The organism is Acidovorax facilis (assembly GCF_023913775.1).
In the GTDB taxonomy this organism is placed as follows: domain Bacteria; phylum Pseudomonadota; class Gammaproteobacteria; order Burkholderiales; family Burkholderiaceae_C; genus Acidovorax; species Acidovorax facilis.
Genome location: NZ_JAMXAX010000009.1, coordinates 74,003 through 86,949, shown reverse-complemented (window position 1 = coordinate 86,949; position 12,947 = coordinate 74,003). Strand labels below are relative to the sequence as shown.

24 protein-coding genes and 3 tRNA genes are annotated in these 12,947 nt (G+C 58.7%); 8 read left to right on the top strand and 19 right to left on the bottom strand.

What is annotated here, in order from left to right; genetic code table 11:
* From NFX52_RS05550 to NFX52_RS05515, 8 genes are all read left to right on the top strand, one after another.
* The coding region (locus NFX52_RS05550) for a helix-hairpin-helix domain-containing protein (RefSeq protein ID WP_252635571.1) at positions 1-133 on the top strand (133 nt) is incomplete at its 5' end.
* 42 nt (positions 134-175) lie between these two features.
* A complete protein-coding gene (pgsA, locus tag NFX52_RS05545; protein ID WP_055400785.1) occupies positions 176-742 on the top strand; it encodes a CDP-diacylglycerol--glycerol-3-phosphate 3-phosphatidyltransferase in 567 nt (188 codons plus the stop codon).
* 368 nt (positions 743-1,110) lie between these two features.
* Positions 1,111-1,383 carry an HU family DNA-binding protein gene (locus NFX52_RS05540; protein WP_008906675.1) on the top strand — a complete coding sequence of 91 codons (273 nt, stop codon included), beginning with the start codon at positions 1,111-1,113 and terminating at the stop codon, positions 1,381-1,383.
* 15 nt (positions 1,384-1,398) lie between these two features.
* Positions 1,399-1,474: transfer RNA gene (locus NFX52_RS05535), tRNA-Val, on the top strand.
* A gap of 60 nt (positions 1,475-1,534) precedes the next feature.
* The gene (locus NFX52_RS05530) at positions 1,535-3,466 is read left to right on the top strand and encodes a SurA N-terminal domain-containing protein (RefSeq protein WP_055400782.1); all 1,932 of its coding nucleotides are present in this window, start codon (positions 1,535-1,537) and stop codon (positions 3,464-3,466) included.
* 49 nt (positions 3,467-3,515) lie between these two features.
* Positions 3,516-3,591 (top strand) — tRNA-His (locus tag NFX52_RS05525).
* 192 nt (positions 3,592-3,783) lie between these two features.
* Positions 3,784-3,987: a hypothetical protein gene (locus tag NFX52_RS05520; protein ID WP_055400780.1), complete on the top strand. Its 204-nt coding sequence runs from the start codon at positions 3,784-3,786 to the stop codon at positions 3,985-3,987.
* 377 nt (positions 3,988-4,364) lie between these two features.
* Positions 4,365-5,048 carry an IPTL-CTERM sorting domain-containing protein gene (locus NFX52_RS05515; protein ID WP_082437565.1) on the top strand — a complete coding sequence of 228 codons (684 nt, stop codon included), beginning with the start codon at positions 4,365-4,367 and terminating at the stop codon, positions 5,046-5,048.
* Positions 5,049-5,360: 312 nt separating this feature from the next.
* On the opposite strand, the gene NFX52_RS05510 is transcribed toward NFX52_RS05515, so the two are convergent.
* From NFX52_RS05510 to NFX52_RS05420, 19 genes are all read right to left on the bottom strand, one after another.
* Positions 5,361-5,639, bottom strand: coding sequence for a hypothetical protein (locus NFX52_RS05510; protein WP_156358811.1), 279 nt, complete (start codon positions 5,637-5,639; stop codon positions 5,361-5,363).
* A gap of 144 nt (positions 5,640-5,783) precedes the next feature.
* Positions 5,784-5,860, bottom strand: a tRNA-Arg gene (locus tag NFX52_RS05505).
* A gap of 88 nt (positions 5,861-5,948) precedes the next feature.
* Positions 5,949-6,956, bottom strand: coding sequence for a tyrosine-type recombinase/integrase (locus NFX52_RS05500; protein WP_252635570.1), 1,008 nt, complete (start codon positions 6,954-6,956; stop codon positions 5,949-5,951).
* Positions 6,957-6,958: 2 nt separating this feature from the next.
* The gene (locus NFX52_RS05495) at positions 6,959-7,183 is read right to left on the bottom strand and encodes a DUF4224 domain-containing protein (protein WP_252635569.1); all 225 of its coding nucleotides are present in this window, start codon (positions 7,181-7,183) and stop codon (positions 6,959-6,961) included.
* A gap of 64 nt (positions 7,184-7,247) precedes the next feature.
* On the bottom strand, positions 7,248-7,472 hold the full coding sequence (locus NFX52_RS05490) for a hypothetical protein (protein ID WP_055396516.1): 225 nt from the start codon (positions 7,470-7,472) through the stop codon (positions 7,248-7,250).
* Positions 7,473-7,474: 2 nt separating this feature from the next.
* Complete coding sequence (locus tag NFX52_RS05485; protein ID WP_055396518.1) at positions 7,475-7,861, bottom strand: hypothetical protein; 387 nt, start codon at positions 7,859-7,861, stop codon at positions 7,475-7,477.
* A 58-nt stretch (positions 7,862-7,919) separates the two neighbouring features.
* The gene (locus NFX52_RS05480; protein WP_055396520.1) at positions 7,920-8,327 is read right to left on the bottom strand and encodes a hypothetical protein; all 408 of its coding nucleotides are present in this window, start codon (positions 8,325-8,327) and stop codon (positions 7,920-7,922) included.
* 35 nt (positions 8,328-8,362) lie between these two features.
* On the bottom strand, positions 8,363-8,500 hold the full coding sequence (locus NFX52_RS05475; protein WP_156358657.1) for a hypothetical protein: 138 nt from the start codon (positions 8,498-8,500) through the stop codon (positions 8,363-8,365).
* Positions 8,478-8,762 (bottom strand): hypothetical protein, encoded by a 285-nt coding sequence (locus NFX52_RS05470; RefSeq protein ID WP_252635568.1) that lies wholly within the window; start codon positions 8,760-8,762, stop codon positions 8,478-8,480. Before NFX52_RS05470 ends, NFX52_RS05475 begins: the two co-directional genes overlap by 23 nt.
* A complete protein-coding gene (locus tag NFX52_RS05465; RefSeq protein ID WP_252635567.1) occupies positions 8,759-8,917 on the bottom strand; it encodes a hypothetical protein in 159 nt (52 codons plus the stop codon). Before NFX52_RS05465 ends, NFX52_RS05470 begins: the two co-directional genes overlap by 4 nt.
* Complete coding sequence (locus NFX52_RS05460) at positions 8,914-9,234, bottom strand: hypothetical protein (RefSeq protein ID WP_252635566.1); 321 nt, start codon at positions 9,232-9,234, stop codon at positions 8,914-8,916. Before NFX52_RS05460 ends, NFX52_RS05465 begins: the two co-directional genes overlap by 4 nt.
* Positions 9,221-9,811 carry a Lar family restriction alleviation protein gene (locus tag NFX52_RS05455; protein WP_252635565.1) on the bottom strand — a complete coding sequence of 197 codons (591 nt, stop codon included), beginning with the start codon at positions 9,809-9,811 and terminating at the stop codon, positions 9,221-9,223. The genes NFX52_RS05460 and NFX52_RS05455 overlap by 14 nt, the downstream gene beginning before the upstream one ends.
* Positions 9,804-10,052 (bottom strand): hypothetical protein, encoded by a 249-nt coding sequence (locus NFX52_RS05450; protein ID WP_252635564.1) that lies wholly within the window; start codon positions 10,050-10,052, stop codon positions 9,804-9,806. The genes NFX52_RS05455 and NFX52_RS05450 overlap by 8 nt, the downstream gene beginning before the upstream one ends.
* Positions 10,052-10,360 (bottom strand): hypothetical protein, encoded by a 309-nt coding sequence (locus tag NFX52_RS05445; protein ID WP_252635563.1) that lies wholly within the window; start codon positions 10,358-10,360, stop codon positions 10,052-10,054. The genes NFX52_RS05450 and NFX52_RS05445 overlap by 1 nt, the downstream gene beginning before the upstream one ends.
* A 395-nt stretch (positions 10,361-10,755) precedes the next feature.
* Positions 10,756-10,998 (bottom strand): hypothetical protein, encoded by a 243-nt coding sequence (locus tag NFX52_RS05440; RefSeq protein ID WP_252635562.1) that lies wholly within the window; start codon positions 10,996-10,998, stop codon positions 10,756-10,758.
* Positions 10,995-11,540 carry a hypothetical protein gene (locus NFX52_RS05435; RefSeq protein WP_252635561.1) on the bottom strand — a complete coding sequence of 182 codons (546 nt, stop codon included), beginning with the start codon at positions 11,538-11,540 and terminating at the stop codon, positions 10,995-10,997. Before NFX52_RS05435 ends, NFX52_RS05440 begins: the two co-directional genes overlap by 4 nt.
* Positions 11,537-11,734: a hypothetical protein gene (locus NFX52_RS05430; protein ID WP_055396532.1), complete on the bottom strand. Its 198-nt coding sequence runs from the start codon at positions 11,732-11,734 to the stop codon at positions 11,537-11,539. Before NFX52_RS05430 ends, NFX52_RS05435 begins: the two co-directional genes overlap by 4 nt.
* 34 nt (positions 11,735-11,768) lie before the next feature.
* Positions 11,769-12,101: a hypothetical protein gene (locus NFX52_RS05425; protein ID WP_055396534.1), complete on the bottom strand. Its 333-nt coding sequence runs from the start codon at positions 12,099-12,101 to the stop codon at positions 11,769-11,771.
* Positions 12,102-12,161: 60 nt separating this feature from the next.
* Positions 12,162-12,866, bottom strand: a complete 705-nt coding sequence (locus tag NFX52_RS05420) for a 3'-5' exonuclease family protein (protein WP_055396535.1) — start codon at positions 12,864-12,866, stop codon at positions 12,162-12,164.
* Positions 12,867-12,947: the final 81 nt, after the last annotated feature.

The following is a 12,947-nucleotide window of genomic DNA, read 5'->3' as shown; positions in this document are numbered from 1 at the left end:
CAAGAAGCGTGCACGGCTGCTGCAGCGTTTTGGCGGGGTGCGCGGTGTGGCTGCGGCCAGTGTGGAGGACCTGGTCACCGTGGACGGCATCTCGCGTGAGCTGGCCGAAGAGATCTATCGCGCCTTGCGTTGAGTCCCCGGCCGGACTGCTCGCCTGCCGTGACACAATCGACCCATGTTCTGGACTATCCCCACCTTGATGACCTGGACGCGCATCGTCGCGATACCTTTGATCGTGGGGGTGTTCTACGCGCCACTGGACCCGGCCACGCGCAACCTCATTGCCACCGTGATGTTTGTGGTGTTCGCCGCCACCGACTGGCTGGACGGCTACCTGGCCCGCAAACTGAACCAGACCTCGTCGTTTGGCGCCTTTCTTGACCCGGTGGCCGACAAGTTTCTGGTGTGTGCATCGCTGCTGGTGCTGGTGCATCTGCAGCGTGCCGATGTGTTCGTTGCGCTCATCATCATCGGCCGCGAGATCGCCATATCAGCCCTGCGCGAGTGGATGGCGCAGATCGGCGCGAGCAAAAGCGTTGCTGTGCACATGATCGGCAAGGTCAAGACTACGGTGCAGATGGTGGCCATCCCCTTCCTTCTTTATGACGGGCGCCTGTTCGGCGTCATCGATACCGGCGTGTGGGGCACCTGGCTCATCTGGGCCTCGGCTGTGCTCACGGTCTGGTCGATGGTGTACTACCTGCAAAAGGCATTGCCGGAAATCCGGGCGCGTGTGAAGTAGCAGGAGTGGAGCGCGCGCATCCTGTCGGTGGTTTGGCGGATGAATGCGAGGGACTGTGGCCTGCGCTGCATTGTCGGAACTGGGGTGTCAATACGGAGTGCTGCCCATACGGCGTGTTTGAGACAAAAACGCCCCACAAGCCCTGTCGCAGCGTGAAATACGACTAGAATTCATCCCAACGCTGCGCCAAACCAGCGTGTTGTATTGACACCCGGAAACTCGATGGCTTTAATCTGATACAGCAGCCACTGCTGTGTATGCCAGTCATTCCCCCGTCTGTTTTCAACCAGCCTCCGGCTGCGCTTTCGGACGTGTGAAGACCAGATATCCGCGAGACATTCCATCAACTCTTTTCCGAGAGGCTTCTTGTGAACAAAACCGAACTGATTGAGCACATCGCTACCAACGCCGACATCTCCAAGGCCGCCGCTGCTCGTGCCCTGGAATCCACGATCGAGGCCGTCAAGAAGACCCTGAAGAAGGGCGGCACTGTTTCGCTCGTCGGTTTCGGTACCTTTGCGGTCGGCAAACGCGCTGCTCGCACGGGCCGCAATCCCCGTACCGGCGCTACGATTAAAATCAAAGCTGCTAAAGTTCCAAAGTTCCGTCCTGGCAAGGCATTGAAAGATGCCTTGAACTGAGGATCAGTTTAGGTGGGGTCCTTAGCTCAGTTGGTAGAGCGGCTCCTTTACACGGAGTAGGTCGGCGGTTCGAGACCGTCAGGACCCACCACCACCGAACAAAGGCGAACGCAAGTTCGCCTTTTGTTTTTTGCCTTCTGAAAGATCGACCATGTTTGAATCCATCCGCAAGCACTCCAAGATCGTGATGATCTTATTGTTCTTGCTGATCATTCCATCGTTTGTGCTGGTAGGCATTGACAGCAACTACTTCTCTGAAAAGAGCCCAGTGGTGGCGCGCGTCGATGGCGACAAGATCAACCAGACTGACTGGGACAATGCCCATCGCATGGAGACCGACCGCATGCGTGCGCAGTCTCCCTCGGTCGATCCCAAGCTTCTTGACTCTCCCCAGGCCCGCTACGCCACGCTGGAGCGCCTGGTGCGTGACCGCGTGCTGGCAGCTGCGGCCAAGGAAATGCACCTGGTGACGAGTGATTCGCGGCTGGCACGCAGCCTGCAGGAGATTCCCGCCATCGCAGGACTCAAGCGCGCTGACGGTACGCTGGACGCAGAAGCCTATCGGGCCCTGGTGGGTACGCAAGGTTTGACGCCGGAAGGCTTCGAGGCCAATGTGCGCCGCGATCTGTCGATCAACCAGGTCATCGGTGGTGTGATGGGTACCGCCTTCAGCACCAATGCCCAGGTCAAGCTCGCGCTGGACCCTCTCTATGAGCAGCGAGAAATCCAGGTGGTGCGCTTCAAGTCGGCAGATTTCTCTGCCAAGGTTGCGCCCACGGACGCGGATCTGGAGTCCTACTACAAGGCAAATCCTGCAAAGTTCCTTCAGATGGAGCAGGCTTCGGTGGAGTATGTGGTTCTGGACCTCGACAGCGTGCGTTCCGGTATCACCCTCAATGAGGACGACTTGCGCACCTACTACAAGGAAAACGTGGCGCGCATGGCCGGCAAGGAAGAGCGTCGCGCCAGCCACATCCTGATCAATGCCTCCAAGGATGCATCGTCTGCCGACCGTGAGAAGGCCAAGGCACGTGCTGCGGAACTGCTGGCGCAGGTGCGCAAGGCGCCAGCCACGTTTGCGGATGTGGCCAAGAAGGCCTCGGACGACAAAGGCTCGGCCACCGCAGGTGGCGATCTGAATTTCTTCGGACGGGGCGCCATGGTCAAGCCGTTTGAAGACGCGGCCTTTGCCCTCAAGAAGGGTGAAATCAGCGATCTGGTGGAAACCGACTTCGGTTACCACATCATCCAGCTGACCGACATCAAGGCACCCCGCCAGCCTTCCTTTGAAGAGTTGCGCCCCACCATGGAAGCCGAACTCAAGCAGCAGCAGGCCCAGCGCAAGTTTGCCGAGGTGGCGGAGTCATTCACGAACAGCGTGTATGAACAGGCCGATAGCCTCAAGCCGATGGCAGACAAGCTCAAGCTCAAGGTGCAGACCGCGTCCGGCCTCACCCGCACGCCAGCACCTGGCGCGGTGGGGCCGCTGGCCAACCCCAAGTTCCTGGAAGCACTTTTCTCTTCGGATTCGGTGCAGAACAAACGCAACACCGAGGCCGTGGAAATAGGCCCCAGCCAACTGGCTGCTGGCCGCGTGGTGCAGTACACCCCGACCAAAACCCTGCCGCTGGACGAAGTGCGAGCCCGCGTGCGCGAACTGTATGTGGGGCAGAAAGCCTCTGAATTGGCGCGCAAGGATGGCGAAGCCAAGCTGGCTGCGTGGAAAGCGGCCCCGGCCACCGCCAGCGGCCTGGGTGCTCCCATCCAGATTTCGCGTGAGCAGGTCCAGAACCTGCCCCGTCCTCTGATTGATGCAGCGTTGCACGCGCCGACAGCCGACGCGCTCCCAGCCTGGGTTGGTGTGGACCTGGGGAGCGAGGGTTATGCCGTGGTCAAGGTAAACCGTGTGGTGCCTCGGCCGGCTCCAGAGGGCCAGCGCGCGCAACAGGAACGGCAGCAATATATGCAGTGGTGGGCTTCGGCGGAAGGCCAGGCGTACTACGAGATGCTCAAGAAGCGTTTCAAGGCAGAGATCAAAGCGCCGCGACCCTCGGCCACTTTGCAGGCCGCTGCAGAAAATTAAGCAAATTGGCCTTGGGACTCAAAATCCCAGGCTATAATACAAAGCTACGGTGGCTGTAGCTCAGTTGGTAGAGTCCAGGATTGTGATTCCTGTTGTCGTGGGTTCGAGCCCCATCAGCCACCCCAAATCAGAAAAAGCGCCGCAACAAATGTTGCGGCGCTTTTTTGTTTTGGGCCTCCAGCATGTGAGGGGCAGTCCGGAGCCATTACTTCTGCCCACTCTTCGAACAGTCTTTCTTGGCGGGATTTGGGTAGTGCCGGGATGGAGCGCGTCGTATGCAGCGCATACTGCGTCTTTAGCTTTTTCTGGAGTCTTCCATGAGCCTTGTGATCCGCGACGCGTCGCCCAGCGAAAAACGTGGCAACGCCATGTCAGCAGCCCTTGCCAAGGAGCAGCTGGAGTACGCGGTCCAGATCGTTCGGGAGGTTTTGCCTCAGAGTGCGGGCGATGGCGCGCTCATTGGCGCAGTGGTCCAGGCCATTGCCATGAACTACGCTGCAGTCCCGCAGCCAAACCGATAGTGCTCCGATTTTTGATGGAAGGGAGTGTCACTTCAGGCATCAGTGCATGAAATGTCCGTGCCGACGTAGAACTGAGCCACCGCGCCGCTTGAATCGTGAGCCAGGGGTGGAAGCCGACGCTGTGATGGTCGGCTGTGGACCGCATTCCATGCTGTGGCTGTGCCGTCTCCTGATCCATTGAACGCTGATGATCCTGACGCTGAGAATCGACAAGATAGAACCCGGGAGCTACCGGGCCCAAGTATTTGACGGCCTAGAGGGGCTGGGTGAGTTCGGAGCCCCGGGAGGACATAGACAAATTCACCAGCTTGGCGCCTTGCATCGCCCTTCGGGAGCTGGAGGGGCCGACCTTTTCACCACCCCAAAACCGACGTTACATGGGCCGTGCTCGCAACTTTGGCTTAGGCTGGATTAAAGACATCCTCTACACTTCAAATGATACGTATTCTTATGAAGGGGTGGAGATGAATTTGCGAGACGTTGGCGTGGGCTTGATTTTCTTCCTGGGAGCGAACCTAGCTCAGGCCGTCTACACGATCAACATCGAACAGGTGGGGCCTGATGTTGTGATGAGTGGCTCAGGCTCGATAAACACCAGTTCTTTCTCCTCCGTGGGCCTCATTGGACCGTGTCTTCTTGGTGATGGATTCATCGGTACAAATGCCCTCTGCGTTGGCTCAGACACAAACGGAGATTGGTATCCTGGGGCGCTGTCGCCTGGCATTTCGCTGCCTTCTATAGTGCCGACCGCTGGGTCAAGCTCTTCGGGGCCCAACGTGTTCCTCCTGGGAACTGAACTGTACCTACCTGAAAACTATGTTTCAGCGTCTCCGCTCGTCAATCAAACGACTTTTGCAGGTACGACGTTGGCAGCGATTGGCCTCAACGTGGGGACTCAAACGTTGTTCGTGCCATCTGGCGACGAGATCATCATCAATGTGGGGCTAGCGCCACCCGCCGCTCCAGCTAGCATTCCCACGCTCGGTGAGTACGCCTTACTTGGACTGTCGTCATTGCTAGCTATTCTGGGCATGGTAGCTATGCGGCGTCAGCGGGGCTAAGGGACGTCCGCAATCGGAAGAAATCTGGTCCTGGGCGACAGGCCCACAGGATCTGCACCTTCATCCTCAATTTCGCCAACGTAGTCCGGCCCTGATTGGGGGAGCTGGGGCTGCGGGGGGATAGTCGGCGTCTCGGTACTGGGCGGCAGGTCGCCCGGGGGAAGGGGATAGGTCTCGGGGACCTTGTGGGCTGGGTGTTCGTTCGGGTCGGTGGCCATGGCGAGCTCCTTGTGGAAAGAGTCCATTGGGACACTCGCCTGTGTCGGCCGTCGTAGGAGGTCATCCATATAGAACGACCGTCCAGAGCTGGCTTCAGGCGTGAGCTAGTTGGTCAAAGTCCGCCAGCGGCATCTCGGTGCCATCGTGGGCCACAAGAACGCCAGCAGTGGCATCCGATACCTCTATCGGGCTGCCATTGAATTTGCCTTGCTCTGGCTTCACGCCATTCATTGGCACGCAGCCATAGAGGCGGCACAGAAGCAGATCGTCGGCCTGGGCCCTGGTCAGGACCAGCTTCTGCGGTTGCGCTGTACCGTGTGCGCGCCAGTGTGCGCGGAATGCGTTTGTCGCGCGGCGGTGGGTGTCTGCCATGCCTGGGCGGCAGGGTGGGAGGTCTACGATGTTCTGGGCGGCCATGCCTGCGATTTTGTCAGGATGGCGTCGCATGAATCGAAAATTCCTCCCCGATTCTTCCCTGGCGCAATGCAGAAAAGGTGTTTTTCAGAGGGGATGGGGTGGCCTGCCCGGAGGGACTCGAACCCCCGACCTATAGCTTAGAAGGCTATTGCTCTATCCAGTTGAGCTACGGGCAGTAATGTTTTCAGCGATAGCGCTTACTAACTTATTGCGTATTGCTACGCAAAGTCACCTTATGCAGGTGCCGAATCATACCTGCTGCGCCTACCTGGTCGGACCAACAACACGGCCTTTTCGCAGGTAGTGGCGCTGGGTGGTAGTCACGCTGTCGTGGCCTAGTAGCTCTGCCGCCGCCGCCTCGCCACGCACTTCCGACACATCGTCTGCAGCCTTGGCCCGCAGGTCGTAGAAACGCATGGTTTTGATCTGGTCTGCCAGCTTTGGGTTCAGCTTGGCCGCCTTCTTCCGAGCTCGCTTGTAGACCTCTGCCAACGCCTTCTGAGAAAGCGCTTCCCCGGCCTGGTTCACCACAAGCGCAGAGCTCCACATCTTGCAGGCATCCTTGCGGGCCTTGATGCGGTCCAGCAACACAGCCAGTTCTCCTTCTATCCGGATGCGCAGCTTCGCCCCGGTCTTCCCTTGGGTTACTTTCAGCCGACCGTCTTCAATGTCGCCGTCCGTCATGCCCACGGTGTCGGCGGGGCGCTGGCCGGTCAGGTAGGCAAGATCCATAGCATCTCGCAGCGGCCACGCCGCGACGTTCCACACCGCACGGAACACCTCGTCGGTGATGTACTGCTCGCGCTTTTTTACCGGCAGGCCCTTGATCCCCATGCATGGGTTTGCTTTATCGGTGTAACCCCAGGCCCTTGCCATGTTGAACATGTGCGAGAACGTGCGCTTGAGCCGGTTTGCCGTGGTGGGCTGGTGCTTCTTCCACTGCAGCAGGGCATGGATGTGGCTGGGTTTGATCTCGTCCAGTGGAGCAGGGGATGGCAAGCAAAAGAACTCACGAAGCAGATTGATGTCGGACGACTGCAGTACCTGCGTGCTTTTTGCCTTCAATGGCACCACCTCGCGTTCGTACTTGTCCGCCAGGGATGCAAAGTTTGCAACGGCTGCTTTCTCGGTGGTGGCGATCAATTCGGACCACTTGCGCACGGCCAGCACGTAGTCTCTCCCCAGGGGGATCTCCTTGCGCGGCTTCCCGCCCTTGTCGAAGTAGTAGTACGTGATGCCCGAGCGATGGGTTCTTGAGCGGAAATATTGCATGGTCAGGCCAAGGCCGGTTCCCAGCCCTTGTGTTGTTGTGGTGGTTGTTGTGCCCCGCCCTCGATGACGGCACGCGCCACCACCGGGCAGCCACGGGCGTTGACGAAGTGGGGGATTTTCATGCGCTTGAGCTCGGCAACTTGCAGCTGCTCACGGGTCTTGCCGCCTTTGCCGATGCGGACCCCGGTAAGGTCCGCGATCTCGCGCTGATTCAGGAAGGTGCTCATGGTGTCTTTCTCCTGTGTTCTCGTTCCGGCTGGCCGCCGTAGTAGATGCGGGCGATTCCGGCTTTCATGGCAATACCGCTCCTTTGACGATCTGCTCGCCCGTCTGCTCTGCGTGGCGGCGGAAAAGCATCTCCAAGATGAGCAGGGAATCCGCTGCGTTTTCTGCGCCATCGTTTAGCAGAGCCCTGTCCAGCGCATCAAGCCGCAATCTCGCAATGTCGTCGCAACCGATGGAGCCGTGAAACTCGATGGTCTTGTCCAGGGCCTTCTTGCAGATGTAGAAATCCATGGTTACTCCCATTCGTCGGGGTCAACCTCCGGCACCTTCCATCCTTGAATGAGCCCAGATTCATCGACCTTGAAGATGATGTAATCGCCATACCCTTGGGATCCATGGCAAAGGAAATCGTTTGGCACGTAGCAGCCGCGCCACTTGGCGATGCGCTTTTCTTCGTCGCGCAACCAGTATTCGCCCTGGTCGCACACCTTGTAGTGAACGTCTGCAGTGGTGCCTTTGGGCCAGCTCATGATCTGGCCGTCCTCCAGCCTGATGACTGGAACCCAGTTTTTGCCCAGTTTCATGGGGATCAATTCACCGTCCGTGTCATCCAGTCCGTTCACGGTTGCATCTTCCCAATAGCGCACCTCTGCGCTGACCTCGATGTAGATGGCGCTCATCTAGTTTCCCCAAAAAAAATAGGCCCCTCTCGGAGCCCTGGTGTGGTGTGTTTGCCTGTTAGGCGGTGGTGGGTGGCCGTGTGAAGGTGCGCTGTGTGACTGTCACTTGCTTTTCTTCGCAGTTCAGGTCATATGCCTCGTCCATCCAATCAATAGCTTCTGGTTCGCCGTGCTTGCCGCCGCCATACCAGTAGGTCCAGCCGACCCATGAACCATCGATGTACTGGGCTGCAACAGACTTGGCTTCGTAGTGGCTGGATGAGGGTGGCCGGATGTTGGTTTCAATGCCGCTGCAGCGTATTTCGCTCCTGGCGTCCTGCAATGCGTAGCCCCCGTCAGCATCATCTGCTTCGTTGTAATAGCGTTCGATGTTCTCGGCGCTCAAGTCTTCAGGGACGGTGTAAACATCGTCAAAGCTCGCGTGATTGATAAGCACCATGTGCATGAGTTTTTGTTCAGGCGTCATTTCGGTTCCCCATAAAAAAAGCCGCTCAGTGGCGGCTAGTGAAAAGTGTGAATCGGTTCCGGTTCCTCGGGCTCCGGTGGTGGCTTGTCGGCTTCATCCCGCTGTTCCTGCCACCGCTGAGCCTCCCAGCGGTCGCGCTTGTCGTCGCGGTCATGCTTGCGTTGATGGCTCATTTCCTTCTCCTTCGGTATTGAGGGCGCGGATAGCGGCGGCAAACTCGAATCCGCAAGCCGGGATGTCGTTGCGCTGCGGCTCAATCCACGCGGCAATCCGCTCCCGCTCTCGCGCAGCCACAAGGGCGGCATCCTTGCACAGCCGCTCAAGCTCCCGCGCCTGCGCTTCCAGGGCGTTGGCGGCTGCATAAGCGTCGTCAGGGGTTAGCCCGTCTTCAGACGACGCGTGCAGCCGCTCAATCAAATCAGTGTGTTGGGTCATGGTGCTTTCTCCGGCCAAACAGTGCGGTAATCGGGCCACGATTCCTTGATGGCATCCTCTGCCACGAGCTGCGGGTGCACATCGTCATAGTCCTCCGGACGCTTGAGCGCCACCAGGACTTCGTCGTCTTCGACTTCTACAGTGATGGTTTTCACAGAGCACCTCCTTCGCGCAGCTTCTGCGGATCAACACCGGCCCATGCCTTTGCGCCGCGCTCGGTGAGTTTGGATAGGTCAGAGTCGAACAGGCGGGCGCGGGCGGCTGCAATGGCAGACATGTGCAGTGCGTGCAGCGCTTCCCCATCCACTGGGGCGGTTAGCGCCTCCAGCATCTGCCTGATAAGCGATTCGTCGTCCTTGCGGACCTCGGCCTCGATGGCGTAGCCAAATCCAAACAACCTCTCCCATTGGGACTTGTAACCACTCAGTTGCTTTGCCCAAAGGTTCATCATGTCGAGTTCACTCAGCGCCATGCTGGCCTCCTTTGATGCCGCGCACCCATGACTCGGCTTTCTCGTCCCAGTAGTAGCCAAGCTCCCGCAACTTTTCCGCCGCGCTGTACGCAGTCAGACGGTTGGGCTGAGACATGGGCGCTGCCCCGGCCTGCGCCTTGGTTGCAGCCTTCTTTCCGGCGTAGTAGCCCTTGGAATACGCATTGGCCTCGGCATACGTCTGGAAAGACTTTGCGCCAGATTTAAAACCGGCCTGCGCCTGGGTGGGCTGCGGGGTGGTGTCTCCGAACACTAGCGGTCTTGCTGGGTCGGTATCTTTTGGCTTCGTGAAGCACAAATACCGCTCTCCGATGCTATCTGTTGATAGCCACGCCACCACTTCTTCCGCCCCTGCAGGTGTGCCCCACTTTGCCAAGACTGCGCGTCGGTTCCAAGCTGCGATAGCGCCGTTTCTGTAGCTGCTCACGCTCCCTGTCGCCCCGCAGCTCAAACAGCCTGCATGGAAGGTGAGCAGATCGTCATACACGATTGCGTTTGCGTTGCCGCAGAACGGGCATGCCTCCAGTTCTGCATCCGTGGGCTGTGTTTGCTCAGTCATGTGTGCCTCCTTGCTTGCGGGCATCCACCTTGTCGCTGGCGATGATGTTTGTGCATTGCTGGATATCGTGCGCACAAGCATCTGGCATGCCGTCCGGGAACGACATACAGCAACTTGAGCAGATCCATGCGCACTCGCCACGGGCGGCTCGCATAGTCCATTCCTTCGTCAGTTTGTCCATGAGACTGATCTGATCTTCGAGCGCTTTGCCTGTCGCTGTGGTTATGAAAACTCCTTCCATCACGCACCTCCTGGCTTCTGAGTTGCGACGATGGCGGCGTTCGAGCAATCACGCCCAAAGGCAAGCATCTGGGCGCCGCTGTATGCGTCCCAGTCGAGGCCAACAGTCCCGGCTGGCGCTTCTGGCTTCGGGCGTTGAGGGAGTTGCAGAAAGAATCCTGCGCTCGCCGCGTCCTCCAGCACGCTGTCTGCCTGGGCGGCTGGGGTGGGCTGGGGTGCGGCGGCAAGCATGGCTTTGTAAATCTTGCAGGCTTCGGCCATTGAATCGACTCGGCGCGATGCTTCTTTACCTTCCCACTCTTGGTCCACGGAGGGCTCCAAGGGCACCAGTTTCCAGCCCGCTTGCTGTGTGGCTGGTGCTGGCTGCATTGGCGAAATGGAAGCGTCATATTTGTCTCCATTCGCCTCCCACCAATTCACTTTGGCCGCGCCCTCGGCTGCTGGCTGCGCGGGGGGCTGCTGAGACCATGTTTTGCGGGTTGCTCAGCCACGTTTCGCCTTTGCCATCGGTCATTTCAAACCAGCGGCCTGGGTTCACGCCACCGCCTGATCGGTGCACCTCTCGGATAAAGTAAGCATCGCGGCGCGGGTTGCTCTCGCTTGCCATCGTATTTCGCAGCAGATCGCCAAACTTTGGCCGCAGCGCTTCTGTCTGGGCGTGTTCGCCTTGGGTGGGGGATGTCATGGGGTTTCCTTGATGGTTTTCACCAGTTGTCTAGGCTGGCCAATCGGCTGAGGCTGACGCTTTTGTGGTGCGACCTGTTCAGCTTTTGAATATCTTTGTCGGTCATGTACGGCGCCCACCGCTGACTCTTCGCGTCCCAGTTTTTCACTGTGTCCACAACTCGTTCAAGATCGAACAATGGGTAGCGTTTTTTGTACGGGGCAAGCCTTTCTCGCAGCTTTCCCTCTACCCATGGCTCGCAGAATTCAGGTTCGTTGCTCATATCGGCTCCTTTGCCTCAGATGCGGGAAGTGGTGGGGCGGCGGCGATCATCGCCTCGTAGACCTCGCCGTAGATGCCTTCCTCGATGCGCAGCACTTCGGCCTTCACGTTCTTGTAGACCGCAGTCCCGTTCGCATACTTCACTGCCGCAGCCTTCATTTCTTCAGTCGGCTCCACCGGAACCCATTTCCACCCTGCCATTCCCTCTGGGGGAGAGGGGTGGGTGGACAACAGGACATCGGACATTGCGCGCAATGGTTCAGCGCAGCCCGTGTAGCCGTGCCGCGCCAAAAGATCGGATGCAGTTCGCAGAAGCCGTCCATCGGGGTGTTGAAGGTAGTGCGGGAATGCGTGCCATCCAATTACCGGCTCACTCCCCGCACTTGCTGCGAGAGATGCGCGGGCGGCATCTGCGTATTCCCAGACTGGGTGGCATCGGCTCAAGTCTTCCAATTCCTCATCGCAGCGATCTTCGTGCTCGCGCATCAGAGCCCAAATTGCTCGCGCAACAGCCTCGCGCTCTGCTGTATTCGTGTCGGTCATGTCTTTTGCTCCTGTGCCCATTGAAGGACTTCGCGAATTTCATCAAGCGCGACTTTTTGCGCAGCCCGCTCCCGCGCAGACGTCAGTTCTTGCTGAGCCTCCAGAGACCGCACGTTCTGGATGAACTCGATCTGCGCTTCGGCTTTGAGCGCTCGGCGCTTCCACTCTTTCAGGGTGGGCTCTTTGTCAGCCATACGGCCTCCATGTGGTGGTGCACCAGGGGTGCGGTTATGCGGCCTTCTTCAAACCAGCCCAGACCGTCTCAGGCTTCTTCGCTTCTTTCTCGCCAAGCCACCACACGCCGCCCTTGCCGTCATCGCAAGCGCGCTTGGTGCGGATAACCGGCTGCTTTGCGCCCAGGTTCTTCACCAGCCACTTTTCGTAAGCGTGGGCAATGGCGCCTGCGCGTCCTGGTGGGCAGACGATGCGCTGGCCTTGCTTGACCTTGCAGAAGATTTCTGCGTACTTGCCTTCGTTCGTGCGCTCGCGCCCGGTGTAGGGGTCGTTGGAAATGCTCAGTTCGGATGGGTCAATGGGTTGGTATGTGGTTGGCTTCGTCATATCTGGTCCTGAAATGAGAAGACCCGCTACTGCGGGCCTTTGGGTGGGGTGGGGGAGTGGTTACGCGGCTTGCGCCATTTGAAACGTCATACGTTTGTAAGCCTCGCGTGTGGCGGTCACATCTTTCAGGCAGTACGCTGCGACCTCGTCAATCCGCCCATCCCGTACCGCGTCCCACACCATGGCGCCAGTAATTCCGTCTTTCGGGGTGGGGATGGAAAGAGCCTTGCATAGCTTGTCGAGGCTGATGCGCACACTGGCGGAGCCAGTCCACTGCACCATGGTGTCAAAGACCTTGTCACCTTCCCATGGCTTTGCCTGGGCGGCTCGCGCCAGCGTCGCGTGCGGGCGGATGCCGTTCACGATGCTTCGCTGAAGCAGGAATCGCAGGTCAAAGGCGCTGACGTTGTGGCCGATCACGCATGTTGTGAACGTACCGTTTGGCGCAATCAAGTCGGTTAGCTGGCAACCCAGTGTCTCCAAAATACGTCGCTCTGCGCCTGGGTCTTCCCAGTCCAGCTCGCAAATGGCAACGGGGTCAAAGTCATTCACAGCCAAGCCCACCACGCAAATTTGCCCGTAGGCTCCATCTAATCCGGTTTTGCGGTATGCCTCTTCGACGGCGCCGGGGCCTTCTGTGCGCATCCATTCCGCGATGCTTTCGGGCTTCTTGAACGTGGCTGGCGGCTTGATGTTGGCTTTGATTTCCTCCATCACATCAGGGCGTTGCGCTGGGATGGTTTCAATATCAATGAAGAGGTTCATTTTTTCCCCAAGAAGTAAGAAGGCCAGCGACTTGTGCAGTGCTGGCCTTCGGTTGTTGATTCAGTTCACGGCGTTTTTCGA

Coding starts and splice junctions, on each gene's coding strand:
- pgsA (WP_055400785.1), top strand. CDS start 176: ATGTTCTGGACTATCCCCACCTTGATGACCTGGACGCGCATCGTCGCG.
- NFX52_RS05530 (WP_055400782.1), top strand. CDS start 1,535: ATGTTTGAATCCATCCGCAAGCACTCCAAGATCGTGATGATCTTATTG.
- NFX52_RS05520 (WP_055400780.1), top strand. CDS start 3,784: ATGAGCCTTGTGATCCGCGACGCGTCGCCCAGCGAAAAACGTGGCAAC.
- NFX52_RS05515 (WP_082437565.1), top strand. CDS start 4,365: ATGGGCCGTGCTCGCAACTTTGGCTTAGGCTGGATTAAAGACATCCTC.
- NFX52_RS05510 (WP_156358811.1), bottom strand. CDS start 5,639: ATGGCAGACACCCACCGCCGCGCGACAAACGCATTCCGCGCACACTGG.
- NFX52_RS05500 (WP_252635570.1), bottom strand. CDS start 6,956: ATGCAATATTTCCGCTCAAGAACCCATCGCTCGGGCATCACGTACTAC.
- NFX52_RS05495 (WP_252635569.1), bottom strand. CDS start 7,183: ATGAGCACCTTCCTGAATCAGCGCGAGATCGCGGACCTTACCGGGGTC.
- NFX52_RS05490 (WP_055396516.1), bottom strand. CDS start 7,472: ATGGATTTCTACATCTGCAAGAAGGCCCTGGACAAGACCATCGAGTTT.
- NFX52_RS05485 (WP_055396518.1), bottom strand. CDS start 7,861: ATGAGCGCCATCTACATCGAGGTCAGCGCAGAGGTGCGCTATTGGGAA.
- NFX52_RS05480 (WP_055396520.1), bottom strand. CDS start 8,327: ATGACGCCTGAACAAAAACTCATGCACATGGTGCTTATCAATCACGCG.
- NFX52_RS05475 (WP_156358657.1), bottom strand. CDS start 8,500: ATGAGCCATCAACGCAAGCATGACCGCGACGACAAGCGCGACCGCTGG.
- NFX52_RS05470 (WP_252635568.1), bottom strand. CDS start 8,762: ATGACCCAACACACTGATTTGATTGAGCGGCTGCACGCGTCGTCTGAA.
- NFX52_RS05460 (WP_252635566.1), bottom strand. CDS start 9,234: ATGGCGCTGAGTGAACTCGACATGATGAACCTTTGGGCAAAGCAACTG.
- NFX52_RS05455 (WP_252635565.1), bottom strand. CDS start 9,811: ATGACTGAGCAAACACAGCCCACGGATGCAGAACTGGAGGCATGCCCG.
- NFX52_RS05450 (WP_252635564.1), bottom strand. CDS start 10,052: ATGGAAGGAGTTTTCATAACCACAGCGACAGGCAAAGCGCTCGAAGAT.
- NFX52_RS05440 (WP_252635562.1), bottom strand. CDS start 10,998: ATGAGCAACGAACCTGAATTCTGCGAGCCATGGGTAGAGGGAAAGCTG.
- NFX52_RS05435 (WP_252635561.1), bottom strand. CDS start 11,540: ATGACCGACACGAATACAGCAGAGCGCGAGGCTGTTGCGCGAGCAATT.
- NFX52_RS05430 (WP_055396532.1), bottom strand. CDS start 11,734: ATGGCTGACAAAGAGCCCACCCTGAAAGAGTGGAAGCGCCGAGCGCTC.
- NFX52_RS05425 (WP_055396534.1), bottom strand. CDS start 12,101: ATGACGAAGCCAACCACATACCAACCCATTGACCCATCCGAACTGAGC.
- NFX52_RS05420 (WP_055396535.1), bottom strand. CDS start 12,866: ATGAACCTCTTCATTGATATTGAAACCATCCCAGCGCAACGCCCTGAT.